Here is a 22,263-nt window from a genome sequence, read left to right as displayed (position 1 = left end):
TAAAACCTTATCTGTCAATACAAAAGCATCAGGCTTTTGCGATAATATTTTTTGCATCAGCATCCATTTTTGCCTGCTTCTGTGCCGCCTTGGCACGAATGAGGCGCTCCAGATTATCAACCAGGTTTTCGTTGGTTAACTTCTGATTTGGTTCGCCATCAATATAAATCAGGTTGCTGGGTGTTCCGCCAGCCAATCCCAAGTCAGCCTCTTTTGCTTCACCCGGGCCATTCACCACGCAGCCGATAACCGCTACATCCAAAGGAACGGTAATATCTTCTACTCGCTGCTCCAAATCATTCATCGTTTTGATCACATCAAAGTTCTGACGAGAACAACTTGGGCAGGCAATAAAATTAACGCCCTTGCTGCGAATTTTTAAGCTGCGCAGCATATCCCAACCCACTTTGATTTCTTCTACCGGATCTGCTGCCAGGGATACGCGAATAGTATCGCCTATGCCGTCCATTAACAGAGCGCCCAAACCAATTGCAGATTTCACTGTGCCAGAACGTAAACCGCCCGCTTCAGTGATACCTAAATGCAACGGTTGATCAATCAGCGTGGCAAGCTTGCGATAAGCAGCAACAGCCATAAATACATCAGAGGCTTTTACACTGACTTTGAAGTTGTAAAAATTTAATTGATCCAAAATTTCTACATGACGCAACGCAGATTCAACCAGGGCATCGGGCGTTGGCTCACCGTATTTTTTCTGCAAGTCTTTTTCAAGCGAGCCGGCATTCACACCAATTCGAATGGGAATATTTAAATCGCGCGCTTTATCAACAACGGCTTTGATACGCTTTTCACGACCAATATTGCCGGGGTTAATGCGCAGGCAATCCACACCCAAATCTGCCACACGCAACGCAATACGATAATCAAAATGAATATCCGCGACCAAGGGAATATTGACTTGTTTCCGAATGGCACCAAAGGCTTCAGCGGCCTCCATACTAGGCACCGAGACACGGACTATATCAGCACCGGCAGCCTGGATTCGGCGGATTTGTTCAACCGTTGCCGCAACATCTGTTGTCTCTGTATTGGTCATGCTCTGCACAGATATAGGTGCATCACCGCCAACCGCTACATTTCCGACCATTATTTGACGCGACTTACGACGTTTTATAGGAGACTCGCAGTGCATAACATTTCCCGATTCGTTTTTACGAGCAGAGCAACTCGTTTACTGACCCACTTTTAACGACAATACATTTGTGGTTGGCAATGGCGCTATCGCAATTGACTCACCATTAAGTTCAATACGTGCCGCATGAGCATTACCAAGTTTCACATCAAATGGTGCCTCACCTTGCAATTGCAAACGACTACCTGTTGCTTGCAAATCTGCCGCGAGCACATCACCGCGTGCATCGCTCACTTCCAACCAACACTCCGCAGTGAAACTTAACGCAAGCACCGCCAATCCAGTTGTATTCGCGACCACCGGAACAACAGCCACCGATGCCTGACTGGAAGACTCAACAGATGCCGCGACACTACTAACGGATTGTGTAGTGGATTGCACCGCATCGCTCGAGGTTGTAGCGGACACACTATCAGTAGAGGATGCCGTAGATTCAACAGCCGGGATCCTATCCGCAACAAGCAGTACCGAACTGGCTGTCGAACTTAATGCGACATGACCAATCTCCAATTGCGGCGTGACATTGGCGGGGCGATCAATCACGGGGGACTGGCGATTATCAAAGAACCAGATTGAAATTAACCACAGCACAACCAGAGCAACCACGATAAATAACACGAACTGCCAAATAGGTTTATTGGCAGATTCTGTACGACGCGGTACGGGAGCTTCGAGCAAACCTAATTTTTGCAGGTGCCGATCATAGGCTACCAACACTTGGGCAACATCAAGATGAACCAGATTGGCATAAGCGCGAAGGTAACCACGTACAAAAGTATCGGCGCCCATATGACGATAGTCATCAGACTCTAATGCCCTGACTTTAGTGAGCGTCATGTAGAGTTCTTTGGCCACCTGATCTTGCGTCAGGTTGGATCGCTCACGCGCCCACACCAGAAGCTTTCCGGGCGAAAGGTCTCTGGATCTACTATCGTCTGTGGATTTTTTCTCGTCTTCAGAAGTCATTTTTTGCCTACAACAATCGCGAATCGCCTCACATCATCGTCTGTTTATATTCAAGATATTCTTTTGAATAAGGGAAACGATTTTTTAACATTAAAAGATAACTGGCCTCTTTATCCTTGTTGCCAAAAATACGTTCCAAACGGATACCTAACAAGAGTGAACGCGGTGTAACCTGCCCCAGCGCTTGATAGCGATCAAGATGCTGCTTAGCAGCGGCGTACTCCTGATTTTGAAAATTGATATCGGCCAACTCAATCTGTGCATCGCCCAAACTGCGATCAAGTACAGCAGCATGTTCAAGTGCAGCTTTGGCACGTTCGTTTTTGCCGAGCAACAACGCCGTTCTTCCCACATTTACCAAAGTAGATGCGCGACCAGTGTAATCCAGATCTTCCGCAGCCAATTCAAATTGTTCCAATGCCTCTTCATAGCGTTTGGCACCAAACAAAAAGACACCGTAGTTGTTGCGCGCCAAGGTAAAATTCTTTTTGGCTTTAATCGCTTTTTTGAACGACTCTTCTGCCAGTGCGGGCTCACCCTCTAATTGGTAGAGGCGCGCCATGGTTTCGGTAGCGTCTGCCGAATTACGATCTATCTCTGCCGCTTTACGCAGATGATGCCGTGCAGACTCACGATTTCCCCTGTCGATGTAACCTTGCGCCAGCTTAATGTGTAACTCCAGAGACTTAACTTTATCAACAGGGCGATTGGGTTTTCCCTTGCCATCAGATACACAACCAGCAAGCAGTACCACGCTCGCTATACCGACTAGCAACAGTTGTAGCAATTTATGTAGTTTATTCTTTTGCATGAACACACCTACTCTTAATTAAGCTTACTGATGTTAATGAAGCCAATCTGTTTTTATACAACTACTGGTTAACAATCTTCACTGCTTGAATTTCATCAAATTGCGCGCGATAGCGCTCACTGCGACGCGTCACATCATTCACCTGCCCCGCTAACTGACCACAAGCTGCATCTATGTCGTCACCGCGCGTAGTACGCACCGTGGTGATATAGCCAGCCTCCATCAATATGTCCTGGAATTTACGCAGCGCATTGTTACTGACGCGTTTGTAGTTGGACAAATTAAACGGATTAAACGGAATAAGGTTAATCTTGACCGGCACATCGCGCAGGAGTTCCGCCAACTGGTGGGCATGATGGGGGCGGTCATTGACTTGATCGATCAAGGTGTATTCGATGGTAATTTTGCGATGCGTATCCGGCATTGCAGAAATATAACGTTTGGCAGAATCAAGCAGCATGGCAATCGGGTATTTGCGGTTGATGGGCACCAATTCATTGCGCAATTCATCGTTAGGCGCATGCAAGGAAATCGCCAGACAGGCATCTGTGTACTGACTCAAGCGATCCAACTGGGGAACCACACCAGAGGTGCTCAAGGTGACGCGGCGCTTGGAAATACCATAGGCGTTGTCGTGCATCATCAGGTTCATTGAGTCGACAACATTATCAAAATTGAGCAGCGGCTCCCCCATTCCCATCATCACCACATTGGTAACACGACGCGGGCCATTTGCCTGTAATTGTCCAAACGATTTTGCAGCAATCCATACCTGGCCAATAATTTCAGCGGCGGTCAAATCGCGATTAAAACCCTGTTTACCCGTTGCACAAAAACTGCAATCCAATGAGCAACCCACTTGGGAGGAAACACACAAGGTGCCGCGATCACCATCAGGAATAAATACCGTTTCAATAACGCTGCCACCACTGACACGAATCAGAAACTTGCGCGTGCCATCGGTTGAGTCAAATTGCTGCACTACTTCGGGCAAGCGAATTTCGGCAATATTTTTTAATTTCGCCCGCAAGTCTTTGCTGACATTGGTCATGTCTTCAAAGTTATCGGCACCCAACTGATGAATCCATTTCATGACTTGGATAGCACGAAATTTTTTCTCGCCGATGGATTCAAAAAAAGCAACCAACTTGGCTTCCGGCAGCCCTAAGAGGTTTACTTTGGCAGAGCCCTCTGCAACCGCATCAGCGGAAGTAATGGAGGTGGATACATCAGTCATGGCTCAATACCTGTAAACAAAATTAGGGCTAAGGGGTAATTAACGAAGATTCACTTCATGGGTCGCGAAGAAATAAGCCACTTCGCGCGCAGCGGATGTAGGTGAGTCGGAACCGTGCACCGCATTCTTGTTGATCGCTTCAGCATAATCCGCACGAATGGTGCCTGGTGCCGCTTTAGCAGGATCAGTAGCACCCATCAACTCACGATTCAGGGCAATAGCGTTTTCGCCCGAGAGCACCTGTACAACCACAGGGCCAGAGGTCATGAAATCTACCAAGCCATCAAAGAAAGGCTTGCCCTGATGCTCGGCATAAAACCCTTCAGCTTGGGCACGACTTAACAGCAACATGCGCTGGGCGACGACGCTCAAACCCGCCTGCTCGAAGCGAGAGACGATGGCGCCAATAAGATTCTTGCGAACAGCATCGGGCTTGATAATTGATAAGGTTTGTTCAACAGCCATGAGAGACTCCACACACAATGTTTCCGGTTAGACTAGCTCCTTCTACGCCGCAACCAGCGATTCAGGGCCTACAAAATACAAAACCCGCGAATTATACGCGGGTTTACATTATTTTTATATGCTAGCTATTTGATTAATAAACAAAATCGGCTAAGGATTATCTGCCAGGGAGACGACTAGTTGGCACTGCTTGCCCGCTCCTGAATGCGCTTGACCATCGCCTTGAGACCATTCCCCCGGGTGGAGCTCAAATGCTGCAATAAATCCAGTTGGCCAAAATAGGCATCTATATCAACGCTCAATATTTCACCGGGCGTTTTGCCGTTAAATGCTGCCAAGACCACACCAAGCAACCCCTTGACGATGAAAGCATCGCTGTCCGCCTGAAAAAATAGCTTTCCGTCACGCCACTCATCCACTAGCCATACCTGGCTCTGACAACCGCGAACCAAATATTGGTCATTGCGCAATGCACTATCCATTGGTGGCAGCTCTTTGCCCAGGTCAATAATGTACTTGTAGCGCTCTTCCCAGTTATCAAAGAAGCCGAGGGTATCGACAATATCCTCAGCCGTGACATCTATACCAAATTGGGTCATGTGTATTCCTGGCGGTAGCAATCAGTAAAACAGGCAACTCAGTAAAACATACCGGTTTGCAATTGAGCCTCTTCGCTCATCATATGGCGCTGCCATGGCGGATCGAACACCAGTTCAACCTTGACGGATTTGACATTGGGCACCAAGCGCACACGGTACTCGACATCGCCAACCAACACTGGCCCCATACCACAAGCAGGTGCGGTAAGGGTCATCTGTATATCAACCTGCTTGGCCTGCTGGTCTATTTTCACGGCGTAGATAAGCCCCAAATTCACCAGATCAACCGGAATTTCCGGGTCATAAACACTGCCCAGCGCCTGCCAGACCTGTGCTTCGATAATTTGATCATCAAGCGGCGCGGGAAACTCAATATGAGTAGGCTCCAAACCCAGCCGATGGGCATCGGTCCCATCAACTCTCACCATTTGCCCGTGATAGGTCAGCGTGTAATTGCCACCCAATGCCTGGGTGATGGTGACAAAGGTCCCTTCGGGAATAGTCAATGGCGTCCCATCGGGCACGCGCCGTGCTGGGCAATCCGTTTGGGCAACCACCATGCGTCTTTCAGACATAGAAATTCTCTAGGCACAGCGCCCGTTAATTAACACTAAAACTTTCACCACAGCCGCAATAATCCTTAACGCGCGGATTATTGAACCGAAGCTGGCGATTCACACCTTCAGTCACATAATCGATTTCCGTACCACTAACCACCGACAGACTGTTCACGTCCACCAACAATTCAACACCGTCTGCCAAGGGCACATGCAAATCATCAGGCTTACCTTCAGCCACCAGATCAACAACATATTTCCAGCCAGTGCAGCCGCTCTGCTTAACACTCAGCCTAACCGCCGTTGCAGGTTCTTTACTGGTGCTGAGCTGACGCTTGAAGTGCGCCGCTGCCGCAGGCGTAACAACTACAGTGTCTTGTTGCGGGTCAAATGAAGCGATACTCATGATCTACTCCGACAAACATCACAATTACTCAGGATGATAGAAGCCATCATCAGACTAAAAACGTTTTTGCTTTTTCAATCGCTGCGAATAAACGATCCACCTCAGCAAAGGTGTTATAAAAACTGAAACTCGCGCGCACAGTACCCGGAATGGCAAACTGATCCATGATTGGCTGGGCGCAGTGATTGCCTGTGCGCACGGCAACGCCTTGCTTATCAAGCAACACACCCACATCTGCAGGATGGGCACCATCAATTAAAAAACTCATTACCGAGGTTTTGTGGGGAGCAGTACCCACCAATGTCAGCCCGGACGTTGCACGCGCTTTTTCTTCTGCATAAGCCAATAATGCCTGCTCATGCTCAGCGGCAGCAACGCGATCCAGTGCATTTAAATAATCAATCGCGGCTCCCAAGCCAATCGCACCGGCAATATCCGGTGTGCCCGCTTCAAACTTATAAGGCAACTGATTAAATGTTGTGCCCGCAAAAGAAACAGTTTCGATCATCTCCCCGCCGCCCTGATAAGGTGGCATGGAGTTGAGTAAATCTTCCTTACCGTAGAGCACACCCAAGCCTGTTGGGCCGAATAATTTGTGGGCAGAAAAAACATAAAAATCACAATTGAGTTTCTGCACATCCACCGCCCAATGGCTCACCGCTTGCGCGCCATCAATCAGCACTCGCGCCCCCACCGCATGGGCCAGAGTAATGATTTTCTCGATCGGGTTAATAGTTCCCATTGCATTGGAAACATGCCCTACGGCAACCATTTTCACATGGGAATCCAACATGCTATCGAACGCCAGCATATTGATATTGCCATGAGCATCTACGGGAATAGGTTCAAGCGTCGCGCCTGTAGCCTGGGCAGCAAATTGCCAGGGCACTATATTGGCGTGATGCTCCATCGCCGATACCAGAATCCGGTCACCCGGTTTTAAATTAGCCTTACCCCAAGAGGCAGCAACCAAATTAATACTTTCTGTGGTGCCTCGAGTCCATATAATTTGTTTTGCCGCGGGTGCATTTAAAAATTGCGCTACTTTTTCGCGCGCCGCTTCAAACTTTACTGTGGCGCGATCCGCCAAAGCATGAGCACCGCGATGCACATTGCTGTTGTCCGTGCGATAGTAATCACTGATTGCAGCTATCACCTGCTCCGGTTTTTGCGTTGTTGCCGCATTATCCAAATACACCAGCGGCTGACCATTTACTTGCTGATGCAAGATCGGAAAGTCAGCGCGAATCCGCTCTACATCGAATCCGGATTTAGTCATTGCTCAGCTCCGCCATACCGGCAGCGGTATGCAAACTCATATCACGCCCAAACAGGGCCGCAAGGCGCGGCTGCAGATAATCGTGCACTGCTGGCTGGGCAATCTGTTCCAGCAACTCATTGATAAAACCAAAACTCAACATGACATCCGCATCTGCACGCGACAGCCCGCGGCTTTGCAAGTAATAGCGTGCATTTTCATTGAGCTGGCTAATCGTCGCACCATGAGCACACTTCACATCGTCGGCATAAATTTCCAACTCTGGCTTGGTATTAATTTCTGCCTTGTTGGATGTCAGCAAATTTTTATTGCTCAATTCAGCCAAGGTTTTTTGTGCGTCTTTGTGAATGTAGATACGGCCATTAAAAATAGCTTGAGCCGAATCGCTGATAATGCCGCGAAATACTTCATTGGACGTGCAGTGAGGAACCCAGTGGCAAACATTGGTGTGATAATCCACAACCTGCTGGTTGCGCGGCACGTAAATACCCTGCAAATCCAGCTCGGCCCCTTGGCCGCGGTGATTGATTTGGTAATCAATCCGCATCACACGGGCACCCAACGCCAAGGCGAATCCGCGCAGGCGTGCATTGCGCTGCAAATTCACATGCACAGCACCAATATGCTGAGCCTGTTCGGCTTCAAGATTAAGTCGATAATGCTGCAGCTGAGCGCCATCGCCGATGTGGATTTCAGTCAGCGAGTTGGCAAAACCGTCCTGAATATCTGCCTGCGAAAAGTAATGCTCAATCACTTCCGCTTGAGCATTGTCATCCAGCACAATCAACAACCGCTGATTGGCCGCACAAGTATCCGTTGCGATATTGACGATATAAACCGGCTTATCGAGTCGTTGGTTGCGCGGCACATGCAGCAATACACCATCATCCAGCCAGGCATTATTCAAGGTGGCAAACAAATGGCGCTCGCCCTCCACAATCTTGCCCAAATGGGTTTGGATTAATGCCTGCTGCTCTGCACTGGCCTGTGAAAAACGCACCAGATAAGTTGATTCCATCGTTGAGTTGGCAACATCAAGCACGCCATTCACAAATACCAAGCGATGCGCATCCAGCGGAATAAACTCGCTTTGCACATGATTTGCCGCAATACCAGCACCCCCCCAGGAAGTCAGTTGTGTTTTCTGCAACCCCTGAAGCGGTGTGTATTTCCAATGCTCTGTTTTGCGCGTAGGCCAAGGCTGAGCCAACCACTCATTGGCAGCCAGTGCACGGAAATGCTCCAACCATGCCAAAGGCTGTTGTTGCGCGGCTAGTTTGATCGCCTGTTGTTGAAAATCGGTCATGGTTATACGGCCTCGGTTTCAAGCCAGCTATAGCCTTTTTCTTCCAGCTCCAGCGCCAGCTCTTTACCACCGGTTTTAACAATACGTCCATTAGCTAATACGTGGACATAATCCGGCACTATGTAATCCAGCAGACGCTGGTAGTGAGTCACAACAATAAAGCTGCGCTCCGGTGAACGCATTGCATTGACACCGCTGGCAACAACTTGCAGGGCATCAATATCCAAACCGGAGTCGGTTTCATCGAGGATGCACAAGCTCGGCTCAAGCAACATCATTTGCATAATTTCGTTGCGCTTTTTCTCGCCACCGGAAAAGCCTTCATTCACACCGCGCTTTAAAAAAGCCTGGTCCAGATTAACGCGCTTGCTGGCTTCGCGCGCCATTTTCATAAATTCAATGGCTGACAGTTCCGGCTGACCATGATGCTTGCGCTTGGCATCAACGGCAGCCTTCAAAAATTCCATGTTGCTTACACCGGGAATTTCCACCGGATATTGGAACGCCAGAAACAACCCTTCACGCGCGCGCTCTTCAATGTCCAGCTCGAACAAATCCTTACCGTTGAAGCTGACTGTACCGGCCGTTGCTTCATAGCCGTCACGACCTGAAAGCACGTTACCCAATGTACTTTTGCCCGCACCGTTAGGCCCCATAATGGCGTGAACCTCGCCGGGTTTGATGGTCAGGTTCAACCCTTTGATAATTTCTTTATCTTCAACGCGTGCAAACAAATCAGTAATGCATAACATAAATTTTCAGTCCGATAATTTCTAACACGGTAAATTCAATTTCTGGTTTTTGTAGGAGCGCGTTTTTTGGATTGCCAAAAAATGCTCACAGGCAAAGCCTTATCACCCGACTAACCAACAGAACCTTCAAGGCTCACTTCCAGCAATTTTCCAGCCTCTACGGCAAATTCCATGGGTAACTCTTTAAATACTTCGCGGCAGAAACCATTCACAATCATGGAAACGGCCTTCTCTGCATCCAACCCGCGCTGCTGGCACAAAAACATCTGGTCTTCACTGACTTTTGATGTAGTCGCTTCGTGCTCAATAACTGCTGAGGGATTTCTGCTTTCGATATAAGGAAAGGTATGCGCGCCGCATTTATCACCGATCAATAGCGAATCGCACTGGGTGTAATTGCGCGCCCCTTCGGCGCCCGGGTTGATGCGCACCAAGCCGCGATAAGCGTTGGAACTTTTGCCTGCCGAAATACCCTTGGAGATAATAGTCGAGCGAGTGTTTTTGCCGATGTGAATCATCTTGGTGCCGGTATCGGCCTGCTGATAATTATTGGTCAAGGCGACGGAATAAAATTCGCCTACGCTGTTATCGCCACGCAAAATACAGCTGGGGTATTTCCAGGTGACGGCAGAACCTGTCTCAACTTGCGTCCAGGAAATTTTGGCATTGGTGTGACATACACCGCGCTTGGTCACAAAGTTGTAAATACCGCCCTTGCCTTCTTCGTTGCCCGGGTACCAGTTTTGCACTGTTGAATATTTGATTTCGGCGTTATCCAACGCGATCAATTCAACAACCGCCGCATGCAATTGGTTTTCATCGCGCATGGGGGCCGTACAGCCTTCGAGATAACTCACATGGGAGCCTTCGTCAGCAACAATCAATGTGCGCTCAAACTGACCGGTATTTTGCTCGTTGATGCGAAAGTAGGTAGACAACTCCATTGGGCAGCGCACGCCTTTGGGAATGTATACAAAGGAACCGTCCGAGAAGACGGCTGAATTTAGCGCGGCATAGTAGTTGTCTTTTTGCGGCACTACAGAGCCAATGTATTTTTTAACCAGCTCGGGATACTTATGCACCGCTTCGCTGATTGAACAAAAAATCACACCGACTTCGAGTAATTTTTCACGAAAGGTTGTCACGACTGACACAGAGTCAAACACCACATCCATGGCAACGCCCGCTAATGCCGCTTGCTCATGCAAGGGAATGCCAAGCTTTTCGTAGGTGCGCAGTAATTCCGGGTCAACTTCATCCAGACTTTTGGGTTTGGAATCCATGGATTTTGGCGCGGAGTAATAGGACACCGCCTGAAAGTCGATATCGTCATATTTAACGTGAGCCCACTCCGGCTCGCTCATCTCAAGCCATGACTGATAGGCCTTAAGGCGCCATTCCAGCAACCACTCTGGCTCATTTTTCTTGGCGGAAATAAAACGAATCACATCTTCGTTTAAGCCAGGAGGCAAGGTTTCTGCATCAATCGCCGTATGAAAACCAGCGGCATATTCTTTTTTGATGAGCTGTTCGACTTGTTCAGACATGATAATTACCTTGTTTGCGGCGACCTGAAAACACTAGGCCTTTTGCAGTTTGCTGATCACACTGCGCAGATGTTCAATCGCAAATTCAATTTCTTCAGCCGTGGTATAACGGCCAATACTAAAACGCAACGATGCTTGAGCTGCCGCATCGCTCAGCCCTATGGCTTTGAGCACATAGCTGGGTGACATACTGGCTGAATTGCACGCTGACCCACTGGAAATAGCCAATTCACGCAGCGACAGCAACAACATTTCGCCATCAGCATTGCCAAAGGCGACATTCAAGATGCCACTCACGCAGGCACTGCTGGAACCATTGCGTGTTACACCGGGCAAGGACGCGATTGCTTGCCATAAATGATCGCGCAGGGCTTTGATACGTTCAGCATCCGCAACAAGATGCGCCTGCGCCAATTTGGCCGCCTCCCCCATTCCAACTAGCTGATGGGTTGCCAGGGTGCCGGAACGCATACCGCGCTCGTGTCCACCACCGTGAATTTGTGCGCTCACTTTTACATTGGCTGCACGCTTCACATACAGCGCACCAACACCCTTGGGGCCATAAAATTTATGTGCCGACAGCGAGAGCAAATCCACATTCAACGCCCTGACATCGATTGCGATTTTTCCGGCACTTTGCGCCGCATCGCAATGAAATAAAATGTCACGGGCATTACAGATCGCCGCCAGGGACTGAATATCATTGATGCAGCCCAGCTCATTGTTGACCTGCATGATGCTCACTAAAAACGTATCCGCCCGCAGTGCGGCAGTGAGTGCATCGCCAGTGACGATCCCCTCTGGCGTTGGCACTAACCGGGTAACGCTAAACCCCTGATGTTCAAGCCATGTCACAGGGTCGAGCACGGCTTTGTGTTCTATTGCTGAAACAACAATATGGCCACCCTGCGGATGGGCCGCACGATAGCTTTCTGCAATTCCTTTGAGTGCAAGGTTATTAGCCTCGGTGGCGCCGCTGGTCCATACAATTTCGCGTGGATCAGCGTTAATTAATTGCGCAACCTGAGCCCGCGCCTCTTCTACCAATTCTTCTGCTTGCCAGCCATAGACATGGGAGCGGGACGCAGGGTTGGCAAAATTCCCCTCCAGCGTCAGGCATTGCGCCATGCGTGTAGCGACTTCAGGGGCCACGGGCGTAGTGGCGGCATAATCTAAATAAACGGGTTTACGCAAAACCTTGAATACCTTGAGACTAAAATGGTTGGGCTGGTGCGATTAATTAATTTCACTCACCGCAATATGGCTGTTGTCATGTTGGGCCGATAAAAGCCGCTGATTCTGGCGCTCACTGACGGCGCGAATATCCTTGCGGGCCACCAGATCAGCGAGAGTGATGTCGCTGAGGAAACGGTGGATTTGCTCACTCAGGTTTTCCCACAAATGATGGGTTAAACACACCTCGCCCTCATGACAGTTACCTTTTCCTTCACAGCGAGTTGCATCCAGGGATTCACTGACGGCATCGACCACTTGCGCAACGGAGATCTCTGTTGTGCTACCCATCAACTGATAACCACCGCCCGGGCCACGCACGCTTTTCACTAATTTGAATTGACGCAAACGGGCGAAAAGTTGCTCCAGATACGACAGGGAAATGCCCTGTCGTACAGAGATATCCGCGAGGCTGACAGGCCCCTGATCACTGTGCAGTGCCAGGTCCAGCATTGCCGTCACGGCATAACGTCCTTTGGTGGTGAGTCTCATGCAGCTGAACCCCGTAGCAACAAGGCGCCAGTGGAAGGCGTGGTTAGCGATAGCGGATAATAATCGCCCGCCGATTTAATTCCGACTATTTTACTCAGGTATTAGCGTTTTTCCAACACCCATTATCGGCCAGCCCTACTATCCTTTTGATTTTATTGGGCTATTCAGCCGATTTATCTCTCGGTTTGACCTCTTTGGTGAGGTCGCGCATGCTATCCAAGCCAGGTTTGAGACCAAACTTGGTCATCACTTTCCCGCTGTAATGGACATAATTTTGCACTGCGGTCAGCACACCTCGCAGAATATTCAGCTCCATTTGATCCATGCGAATACGGTTATAAAGGCGACGTAACCGGGTCATGGTCTGTTTGGGGTTGTCGCGATCCAGAAAGTCCAATTCGGCCAGAGTTTGCTCCAAATGCTCGTAGTAACTCTCCATCGCCTGGGCTTCAACGGGGGGCATATCCCATTGATGCTGGGGCAAAGTCTTTCCTTCTGCAGCTAATAGGTAAGCCATACGAATTTCGTAGCTAATTACCTGCACGGCGGTTGCCAGATTAAGCGAGCTATAGTCAGGGTTGGCGGGGATATGCACATGATAGTTGCACTTGTGCAGTTCCTCATTGGTCAAGCCGCGATCTTCGCGACCAAACACCAACGCCACCTCATGGCTGGCCGCCTCTGCCCAGACACTCTCACCGCATTGGCGCGGATCAAGCAAGGGCCAGGGGATACGACGTTCGCGGGCGCTGGTACCCACCACCAGGCTGCACCCGGCAATCGCTTCATCCAGTGTCTCAACGACAACGGCATTGTCCAGCACATCTGTTGCACCGGCGGAGCGCCATACGGCTTTATCTGATGGGTATTCCTGCGGGGCGACCAAATACAGGCGCAACAAGCCCATATTTTTCATCGCCCGCGCCGCGCCGCCGATATTGCCGGGGTGACTGGTGTTAACCAAAACGATACGGATGTTGGCAAAAGGCTGGGCTGACATAGGCAATTCTCGGTGACTGGCGCGCAACAACAGGCGCAATTAACAAAAAGGCGCGCAGTATACAGTCACTTATGACTAGCCTCTAGTGACGACTTACCGCTATACTGCGCGCCCTTGGCGAGAGGTACTTATGACACCTGCGGCCGCGCTCTTTTACAATCCCCACCCCCTGAACAATCTGGCCCGCGCGTATCAACAGTGATACTGCAGCAGCCCATTAATTGGTGCTTTATGGAACCCATGTTAACGATTGCTTTGCGCGCTGGTCGCAAAGCTGCCGAATTGATTGAACGCGCCTTTGAACGCGTTGATTTGCTGACAATCGAAACCAAAAGCCGCAACGACTATGTCACTGAAGTTGATAAAGCCGCGGAAAAAGAAATCATTTACCACCTCCGTAAAGCCTACCCCGATCACAGCATCCGCGGTGAAGAAGGCGGCCATCAGCCTGGTAAGAATCCTGACTACGAATGGATTATTGACCCGCTGGACGGCACCACCAATTTTATTCATGGGGTTCCTCACTTCTCTATCTCCATCGCTTGCAAATACAAAGGCCAGATCGAACACGCCGTTGTTATCGACCCGATTAAACGCGAAGAATTTACCGCCAGCCGCGGCCGTGGTGCAGCACTGAATGGTCGCCGTTTGCGTGTTTCTACTCGTCGCAACCTTGAAGGCGCGCTGATTGGCACCGGTATTCCATTCAGCGGTTATGCACTAGAACACATTGGCCCCTACCTCGCCTGTGTACAGGAAATTGCCGGACAAACCTCCGGTATTCGTCGCTGTGGTTCTGCGGCGCTGGATTTGGCTTATGTCGCAGCGGGCCGTTTTGATGCCTTCTGGGAAATGAATTTAAACGAATGGGATATTGCTGGCGGCATTTTGCTGGTTAAAGAAGCAGGCGGCTTGATCAGCGACTTTAATGGCGGTGCAGATTATTTGGAAACTGGCCACATAGTGTGCGGAGCGCCCAAGGTATTTAAGCCAATCCTGCAAATCGTGCAGAAAAATCTTGGTCACTTGAAATAAAGTGATGTCGATTATCCGAATCCAGTAATAAAAACGGCGAGCCAGGAATGACTCGCCGTTTTTATTACTGAATGACGCCGCTCAGCCTACAGGTTTTTTTGCAATAGCATCCCAACTGGCACTGATAATTTGTTCCAGCATTTGATCATCAACACGAACAAACCCCTGAAGGGATTTACGCGCAATTTCAAAATAGGGTTCAAAGGCTAACGAGAATAAAATTTCATCCGGAAAATCCTTTAAGACCTGCTGCTCACGCCCGCGAATAAAAAAGGTGAACAGCGGTGCTAACACCACTTTTGCCTCTTCGTGACGACTGCGCAACGAGTCCGCTGGCAAGTGATCAAATTGCCCCTTGCTTAAAATCATCTCCGGCTGCTGTTGGAACAACCCCCAAAACCGCCGACACATCCCCTGAAACTGCTGATACAAGGATTCCTCCTGACCGACAGTGACAAAGACTTCCTGGCTGACGGTTTCAATAATTTGGCTGTGCAAGTTTTTAATCAGATCCTCGCGATCCTCAAAGTACAAATACACAGTGCCTGTGGCAACCCCCGCTTCTTTGGCAACATCGCGGATGGAGAAGCCGTGGAAACCACGGCTCGCCAGTAAGGCCAAGGTGGCCTCCAGTATCACCTCACGTTTGTTTTGGGTGATAGCCGAACTCATTCTTTGACCGACTCGTCTGTGCGAGGAGGCGCTGGGAACCAGCGCTGCGCCAAGCGAAACACCACCACGAAAAAGACCGGTACAAAGAAAATAGCCAGGACCGTTGCAGAGAACATGCCGCCAAATACACCTGTACCAATCGCATTCTGGCTACCGGAGCCAGCACCGGTGCTAATCACCAGCGGTGTCACACCCAACATAAATGCCAGGGATGTCATGATGATAGGACGCAACCGCATACGCACCGCTTCCATAGTTGCTTGCACCAAATCCATCCCCTGTTCATAGAGCGCTTTGGCGAACTCGACAATCAGGATGGCGTTTTTGGCCGCCAGCCCGATAGTGGTTAGCAAGCCTACCTGGAAATACACATCGTTGGATAAGCCGCGCGCCATCGCAAACAACACCGCCCCGATAATCCCTAGCGGCACCACGAGAATCACGGCGAAAGGCACCGACCAGCTCTCGTAAAGTGCTGCCAAACAGAGAAATACAATCAGAATCGACAAGGCATAGAGCAGCGGCGCCTGATTACCGGACTCACGCTCCTGCAAAGACATACCCGTCCACTGATAGCCAATACCGGCTGGCAACTTGGCGATAATTTCCTCCACCGCAAGCATGGCATCACCCGAGCTTACGCCCGGAGCGCCCTGGCCGATAATATTGAGCGATGGCACACCGTTGTAGCGTTCAAGACGCGGCGAACCATAAATCCAACGCCCTGAGGTAAACGCGGAGAATGGCACCATTTCGCCTTTATTATTGCGGGCATACCAGTTTTTAACATCCTCCGGCAGCATGCGGTATTGAGCATCACCTTGCATATAAACCTTTTTCACACGCCCTTTATCAATAAAGTCATTGACGTAGGACGCTGCCCACACAGTGGAGAAAATGGAATTGATATCGCTAAGTGAAACCCCCAGTGCTGCCGCTTTTTCCTGATTCACGTCCAGTTTGAACTGCGGATTATCCTCCTGCCCATTGGGGCGCACGCCTACCAATCGTGCATCCTGCGCTGCCATACCCAGCAGTTGGTTACGCGCCTGCATCATCGCCTCATGACCCAAGCCACCCAAGTCCTGCAGTTGGAGGTTAAAGCCGGACGAGGTGCCGAGCTGCGTAATCGCTGGCGGAACAAAGGGGAAAACCATGGCGTCTTTAATCTTCGAGAAAGCACCCATCGCCCGCGCCGCAACACTCTGCACATGCTGGGAGTCATCAGTACGCTCGCTCCAATCTTTCATGCCCACAAAGGCGATGCCGTTGTTTTGGCCGCGACCACTAAAACTGAAGCCGATAACCGAAAAGACCGAGCGAACATTATCTGATTCGTTTTCCAGATAGTATTTTTCCACCTGATCCATCACCACCATCGAACGCTCTTTAGTCGCGCCCACGGGCAAGGTCATTTGGGTAAACATAATGCCCTGATCTTCATCGGGTAAAAATGAGCTGGGCAAGCGCATAAACAAGACCCCCAGCGCAATCACAATCGCACCGTAAATCAGCATGTAACGGCGGGTTTTACCGAGCATGCCACCCACGCTACGTTGATACCCATTGGTTGCCCGATTGAAGTTGCGATTAAACCAACCGAAAAAACCACCTTTTTCATAATGATCGTGACTCACTGGCTTGAGCAACGTGGCACAAAGTGCGGGGGTGAGCGTGAGCGCTACAATCACCGACAGCACCATCGCTGACACAATAGTGATCGAAAACTGGCGATAAATAACGCCGGTGGAACCGCCAAAAAAGGCCATAGGCACGAACACCGCCGACAACACCAGAGCAATACCAATCAAGGCGCCAGTAATCTGCTGCATGGATTTACGCGTTGCCTCGCGCGGCGAGAGCCCTTCTTCGGCCATTACCCGCTCAACGTTTTCAACCACGACAATCGCGTCATCCACCAACAGACCGATAGCCAACACCATCGCAAACATGGTCAGGGTATTGATCGAGAAACCAAAGACGGACAGCACCGCAAAAGTACCTAACAAGACAACAGGCACAGCGATGGTAGGAATCAAGGTGGCACGGAAGTTCTGCAAGAACAGGTACATCACCAAAAACACCAGGATGATTGCCTCAATCAGCGTATGCACTACCGACTCAATCGAGAGTTTTACAAATGGCGTGGTGTCGTAGGGGTAAACAATCTCCAACCCTTGGGGGAAAAAGCCCTGCAACTCTGCAATACGCTGACGAACTGCATTAGCGGTATCCAGCGCATTGGCACCGGATGCGAGCGTAATCGCAATACCTGCCGCTGGACGATTGTTGTACTCAGTTTCAAATTGGTAGTTTTCGCCACCCAATTCAATGCGGGCAACATCGCCCAAACGGATTTGCGAGCCATCCTGATTCACCCGCAGCAAAATATTGCCAAACTCTGCCGGTGTAGACAGGCGCGTTTGCACCACAATACTGGCGTTAATTTCCTGACCGGGTAACGATGGTGTACCACCCAATTCACCCGCTGCAATTTGCGCATTTTGCGCACGAATCGCGCTGGCCACATCGGTACTGGTGAGGTTGTAGGTCGCGAGTTTGTTGGCATCAAGCCAGATACGCATCGCATATTGCGAGCCAAACAGGGTGATCTGGCCAACGCCGTTTACACGACTCAGCTGATCCTGCACGTTTGCGGCAACATAGTCCGCGATATCGTACTTATCCATCCGACCGTCAGCTGACACAAAGCCGATAACCATCAGGAAACCTGCGGAGGATTTCGTCACCCGAATTCCCTGCTGCTGCACCTCTTGCGGCAACAATGGCATAGCTGTTTGCAGTTTATTTTGCACCTGCACCTGGGCGATATCCGGGTCAGTGCCCGCCAAAAAGGTCAGTGTCACTTCACCGCGACCACTGGACTCACTGGTCGACGACATATACTGCACATTGTCGATACCGGTTAAGCCCTGCTCAATAATCTGGATTACCGTATCCTGCACCGTTTGCGCAGATGCTCCAGGGTAAGAAGCACTGATACTGACCGCAGGTGGCGCCACTTCAGGGTACTGGGCAACCGGGAGCTTGAAGATGGACAAGGCCCCCGCCAGCATGATGATGATAGAAATAACCCAGGCAAATACCGGGCGATCAATAAAAAACTTGGCCATACGTCTTACTCCCCGGAAGCCTTGGTGCTGGATGCTGGAACAGCCTTAACCGGAATTCCTGGTTTCACTTTTTGCAAACCTTCCACAATCACCTTATCGCCTACAGCCAAACCATCTAGAATCAACCACTGATCACCAATAGCGCGCCCGGTTGTCAGTTGGCGCTGCTCAACAATCCCCTCTGCATTCACCACCATGGCTGTCGCACTTCCGGTGCGATCGCGTGCAATACCGCGCTGAGACACCAGAATGGTATTGCTGCGTACACCTTCATCCACTTGGGCACGCACAAACATTCCAGGGAGCAACAAACGATCAGGATTAGGGAATTGCGCCCGCAAATTAACCGTGCCGGTCGACTCATTCACCCCGACCTCGGCAAACTGCAACTGCCCTTCGTGCTCATACACACTGCCATCATCCAGAATCAGACGCACCTTGGCGCTATCTGCCACAGTGACCTGACCGCTCCTCATCTGACGACGCAGTTGCAACAACTCCTCGGCAGATTGGGAAACATCTACATAAATAGGGTCAAGCTGCAGGATACTGGCCAATACATCCGCCTGACCGGCACTGACCAAAGCACCTTCGGTAACGGCTGATTTACTGATAACGCCATCAATAGGTGCTAATACACGGGTATATCTCAAATTAATCGTAGCGTTTTCAACCGCGGATTTGGCAACCGCAACACCAGCCTTGGCCTGATTCAACGTGGCTAAGGCATCGTCGTAATCCTGTTGGCTAATGGCTTTAGCAGCAACCAAATTCTTGTAGCGGGATTCGCGAGCCGCTGCCGCCGCAAGCGTTGCCTGGCTGCGCGACAACTCAGCCTGTGCACTGGTCAGCGCCGCCTGATAAGTAGCTGGATCTATTTGATAGAGCGCACTGCCCGCTTTAATTTCAGCCCCTTCGGTAAACAGACGCTTCTGGATAATACCGCCCACCTGAGGACGCACTTCTGCTTTTCGGTAGGCCGAAGTACGGCCAGGCAATTCAGTCTGCAGAGGCACATCACTGGCAGCAACTTCAATCACGCTCACTTCCGGGGCACCCGGTGGGGTCATACCCGCGCCGGATGTGGAGTTATCACAACCTGACAAACACAGGGCAACCAAGCCGGCAGCCGCAAATAACGAATAGCGTCCAGCAACAGAGGAAAAGGGATTGGATAACATCATGAACTCCTTTAAACAGGTCGCGACCATAATCTGGATCAGGACACAACAATCAATACCGGGAAGGGAAACACGCCCAAAAATGAACAAATGTTCATTTTTGGAATAATAGTGGTCAGATGGCCAAACACCTCATAAATTTGCATTAATTAACTGTTATGCAACCACGGAGAACAGAGCCTGACGGGATGAGCCACAAGCCATCCCCGAAAAACGGCAAAGAGACATGCCAAGAAATAAAAAAACGGCACCCTCAAACAGAGCAGTATTTGGCTGGCAAGTAACTACCCGTCCTGCAAGAGCTTGTTAAATACATCGATCAACTTGTGGATATCCACAGGCTTGGTGAGATAGTCAAAAAAACCGGCATTGCGCCCGCGCTCTATGTCGTAAGGCATGGCATTGGCAGATAACCCTATTACCGGAATAAAGGACGTAGTGGGATCATTCTTTAATACGCTCAATACCTCATAACCATCCATACCCGGCAGGTTAATGTCCAGAATGACCAAATCCGGATTAATACTGCGCGCCTTGTAAATCCCTAAAAACGCCTCTTCAGCTATCTCCAGGGAGAGCTGCGGATAACGCTCAAATATCTGTTGCAACAACCGTACATTAGTGGGGTTATCTTCCACGTACAGAACTTTGCAGTGACGTTTTACATTCAGTGTAGCCGGTGCATAGTCTTTGTGGGTTGATGCTTTTTTGATGGGCTCATCATTCCATTCTGTCGCCACTGGGAAATCGATCCAAAAGGTGGTTCCCTGCCCTTCCGCACTGACAAAGTCGAGCACCCCTTTCATCATTTCAACAAGCTGCTTGGTAATCACCAAACCTACGCCGGAACCTTCAATATTGGAGTTTTCTGCACTCAGGCGATTAAACGGCTGAAACACTTCATTCTGACGCTGCAAGGGAATACCGCGCCCCGTGTCACGTACGCTGATGCGCAACTGCTGACCGTCCTGCATATCCAGCCGAACTTCAACCTCGCCACCCACATGGTTGTATTTAACGGCATTGCTCAAAAGATTGAGCAACACTTGCTTGACGCGCACATTATCGGCGACCACATAGGTATTATTGAACTCCGCCAGAGTTGCCATGAGGCGAATTCCTTTGGCATCGGCCTGCGGCTGCACCAGAGTGAAACATTCGCTGATCAAGCGCGATACCAACACCGGCTCAAGCGATACAGTCATATTGCCCGATTCAATTTTGGCCAAGTCCAATACATCGCTTATCAGCTGCAATAGATGTTCGCCAGCCTTGCGAATTTCGCGCACATTGTTGATTTGCTGGGGCCTGAGATTACCGTCGTATTCAAACAGCTGGGTATATCCCAAGATGGCATTGAGTGGCGTGCGCAACTCGTGACTCATGCTGGAGAGGAATTCAGACTTGGCGCGATTGGCTTTCTCGGCCTGCTCTTTGGCCTGGATAACACGCTCTTCTGCGCGCTTGATTTCGGTGATATCCATGTTGCTGCCAGACATCATGATCGGCTGCCCATTTTCATTGAACACCGCACGACCACGCCCACGAATCCAACGAATATCGCCTTGCTGGCTGATCAACCGGTATTCAACATCAAAGGGCGCACGCCCTGCCATGTGCTCAATCAAGGCATTATCAAAAATAGGCAGATCTTGCGGAAAAATATGCTTGCGCCAGATTTTGAGGCGATCCTCGCCCTCCGTCAGCACATCATCCAAATCGTTGTAGCCCAGCAGTTCCCAACAGCGATGGGAAAAATGGAAGCCGCCGCGGTCAGCATACCACTCCCAAATACCATCACTGGACGCCTGGATAATACGCACCTGACGCGCCTCACTCTCGCGTAGTGCCGCTTCTACTTTTTTAATTTCGGTGATATCGAAATTCACGCCGGACATAATGGTCGCGTGACCATTTTCATCGCGCAGCGAATCTGCCCGCACCTGGGTCCAAATATAATCGCCCGCCTTGGTTCTGATGCGATATGACACATCCAGCGGTTTTCCCGTGCGCAAATGCTGACGTGTCGCCTCGATAGCATAATCGTGATCGTCCGGGTGCATGTACATCAACACCTTGGCGGAGTCACTGATGCTTTCGGCATCTTCAGCACCATAACCCAAGCGCTCCCAGAATCCGCCTGACCATTCAATATGCTGGGTTTGCAGATTCCACTCCCAAAAACCATAACCGCTACCATTAAAAATGCGCTGGAAGCGGCCAACAGTCTCACGCAATAACTCAAGGTTATCGCTGGTTTGCAAAGACGGACTAAAACTGATGTGTTCAATCATAGGATCTTGTTATCTATATACCCTGGATAGATTGACGATAACCGAGATCGACCGGTTGCACAATCGCCCCGACCACTCACATCACCACCACACAATATGCATGCCCTAAAAATGACAACAGCGCCCGTAGGCGCTGTTGTTGAA

At 50.1% G+C, this 22,263-nt stretch carries 20 protein-coding genes; 1 reads left to right on the top strand and 19 read right to left on the bottom strand.

Annotation, left to right across the window (positions count from 1 at the left end):
* Window positions 1-28 precede the first annotated feature (28 nt).
* From ispG to trmJ, 15 genes are all read right to left on the bottom strand, one after another.
* On the bottom strand, window positions 29-1,153 hold the full coding sequence (gene ispG, locus B0D95_RS03405) for a flavodoxin-dependent (E)-4-hydroxy-3-methylbut-2-enyl-diphosphate synthase (protein WP_078042586.1): 1,125 nt from the start codon (window positions 1,151-1,153) through the stop codon (window positions 29-31).
* Between the two features lie 39 nt (window positions 1,154-1,192).
* Window positions 1,193-2,119, bottom strand: coding sequence for a RodZ domain-containing protein (locus B0D95_RS03400; RefSeq protein ID WP_078042585.1), 927 nt, complete (start codon window positions 2,117-2,119; stop codon window positions 1,193-1,195).
* A 28-nt stretch (window positions 2,120-2,147) separates the two neighbouring features.
* Complete coding sequence (gene pilW, locus B0D95_RS03395; protein ID WP_078042584.1) at window positions 2,148-2,930, bottom strand: type IV pilus biogenesis/stability protein PilW; 783 nt, start codon at window positions 2,928-2,930, stop codon at window positions 2,148-2,150.
* Between the two features lie 61 nt (window positions 2,931-2,991).
* The gene (gene rlmN, locus B0D95_RS03390) at window positions 2,992-4,167 is read right to left on the bottom strand and encodes a 23S rRNA (adenine(2503)-C(2))-methyltransferase RlmN (protein WP_078042583.1); all 1,176 of its coding nucleotides are present in this window, start codon (window positions 4,165-4,167) and stop codon (window positions 2,992-2,994) included.
* A 39-nt stretch (window positions 4,168-4,206) separates the two neighbouring features.
* Window positions 4,207-4,632 carry a nucleoside-diphosphate kinase gene (ndk, locus tag B0D95_RS03385; protein WP_078042582.1) on the bottom strand — a complete coding sequence of 142 codons (426 nt, stop codon included), beginning with the start codon at window positions 4,630-4,632 and terminating at the stop codon, window positions 4,207-4,209.
* A 176-nt stretch (window positions 4,633-4,808) separates the two neighbouring features.
* On the bottom strand, window positions 4,809-5,231 hold the full coding sequence (locus tag B0D95_RS03380; protein ID WP_078042581.1) for a SufE family protein: 423 nt from the start codon (window positions 5,229-5,231) through the stop codon (window positions 4,809-4,811).
* A gap of 38 nt (window positions 5,232-5,269) precedes the next feature.
* Complete coding sequence (gene sufT / locus B0D95_RS03375) at window positions 5,270-5,806, bottom strand: putative Fe-S cluster assembly protein SufT (RefSeq protein ID WP_210403676.1); 537 nt, start codon at window positions 5,804-5,806, stop codon at window positions 5,270-5,272.
* A 25-nt stretch (window positions 5,807-5,831) separates the two neighbouring features.
* Entirely contained in the window at window positions 5,832-6,194 is a 363-nt protein-coding gene (locus tag B0D95_RS03370; protein ID WP_078042580.1) for an iron-sulfur cluster assembly accessory protein, read from the bottom strand.
* A gap of 49 nt (window positions 6,195-6,243) precedes the next feature.
* Entirely contained in the window at window positions 6,244-7,473 is a 1,230-nt protein-coding gene (locus B0D95_RS03365; RefSeq protein WP_078042579.1) for a cysteine desulfurase, read from the bottom strand.
* Complete coding sequence (sufD, locus tag B0D95_RS03360; RefSeq protein ID WP_078042578.1) at window positions 7,466-8,779, bottom strand: Fe-S cluster assembly protein SufD; 1,314 nt, start codon at window positions 8,777-8,779, stop codon at window positions 7,466-7,468. The genes B0D95_RS03365 and sufD overlap by 8 nt, the downstream gene beginning before the upstream one ends.
* A gap of 2 nt (window positions 8,780-8,781) precedes the next feature.
* Window positions 8,782-9,531: a Fe-S cluster assembly ATPase SufC gene (sufC, locus tag B0D95_RS03355; RefSeq protein ID WP_078042577.1), complete on the bottom strand. Its 750-nt coding sequence runs from the start codon at window positions 9,529-9,531 to the stop codon at window positions 8,782-8,784.
* Window positions 9,532-9,641: 110 nt separating this feature from the next.
* A complete protein-coding gene (gene sufB / locus B0D95_RS03350; protein WP_078042576.1) occupies window positions 9,642-11,078 on the bottom strand; it encodes a Fe-S cluster assembly protein SufB in 1,437 nt (478 codons plus the stop codon).
* Between the two features lie 33 nt (window positions 11,079-11,111).
* Complete coding sequence (locus B0D95_RS03345) at window positions 11,112-12,272, bottom strand: aminotransferase class V-fold PLP-dependent enzyme (RefSeq protein WP_078042575.1); 1,161 nt, start codon at window positions 12,270-12,272, stop codon at window positions 11,112-11,114.
* A gap of 42 nt (window positions 12,273-12,314) precedes the next feature.
* Window positions 12,315-12,803: a Fe-S cluster assembly transcriptional regulator IscR gene (gene iscR, locus B0D95_RS03340; protein WP_078042574.1), complete on the bottom strand. Its 489-nt coding sequence runs from the start codon at window positions 12,801-12,803 to the stop codon at window positions 12,315-12,317.
* Between the two features lie 160 nt (window positions 12,804-12,963).
* Entirely contained in the window at window positions 12,964-13,803 is an 840-nt protein-coding gene (gene trmJ / locus B0D95_RS03335; protein WP_078042573.1) for a tRNA (cytosine(32)/uridine(32)-2'-O)-methyltransferase TrmJ, read from the bottom strand.
* Between the two features lie 231 nt (window positions 13,804-14,034).
* Between trmJ and B0D95_RS03330 the strand changes: the two genes are divergently transcribed.
* On the top strand, window positions 14,035-14,838 hold the full coding sequence (locus B0D95_RS03330; protein ID WP_078042572.1) for an inositol monophosphatase family protein: 804 nt from the start codon (window positions 14,035-14,037) through the stop codon (window positions 14,836-14,838).
* An 81-nt stretch (window positions 14,839-14,919) separates the two neighbouring features.
* Here B0D95_RS03330 and B0D95_RS03325 read toward each other — a convergent pair whose 3' ends face one another.
* From B0D95_RS03325 to B0D95_RS03310, 4 genes are all read right to left on the bottom strand, one after another.
* A complete protein-coding gene (locus B0D95_RS03325) occupies window positions 14,920-15,510 on the bottom strand; it encodes a TetR/AcrR family transcriptional regulator (RefSeq protein WP_078042571.1) in 591 nt (196 codons plus the stop codon).
* Window positions 15,507-18,644 (bottom strand): efflux RND transporter permease subunit, encoded by a 3,138-nt coding sequence (locus B0D95_RS03320; RefSeq protein ID WP_078042570.1) that lies wholly within the window; start codon window positions 18,642-18,644, stop codon window positions 15,507-15,509. Before B0D95_RS03320 ends, B0D95_RS03325 begins: the two co-directional genes overlap by 4 nt.
* A gap of 5 nt (window positions 18,645-18,649) precedes the next feature.
* Window positions 18,650-19,828 (bottom strand): efflux RND transporter periplasmic adaptor subunit, encoded by a 1,179-nt coding sequence (locus tag B0D95_RS03315; protein ID WP_168172391.1) that lies wholly within the window; start codon window positions 19,826-19,828, stop codon window positions 18,650-18,652.
* A gap of 281 nt (window positions 19,829-20,109) precedes the next feature.
* Window positions 20,110-22,119, bottom strand: a complete 2,010-nt coding sequence (locus tag B0D95_RS03310) for a PAS domain-containing protein (RefSeq protein ID WP_078042568.1) — start codon at window positions 22,117-22,119, stop codon at window positions 20,110-20,112.
* Window positions 22,120-22,263: the final 144 nt, after the last annotated feature.

The organism is Cellvibrio sp. PSBB023 (assembly GCF_002007605.1).
GTDB lineage: Bacteria > Pseudomonadota > Gammaproteobacteria > Pseudomonadales > Cellvibrionaceae > Cellvibrio.
This window is presented reverse-complemented; position numbering and strand designations above follow the sequence as displayed.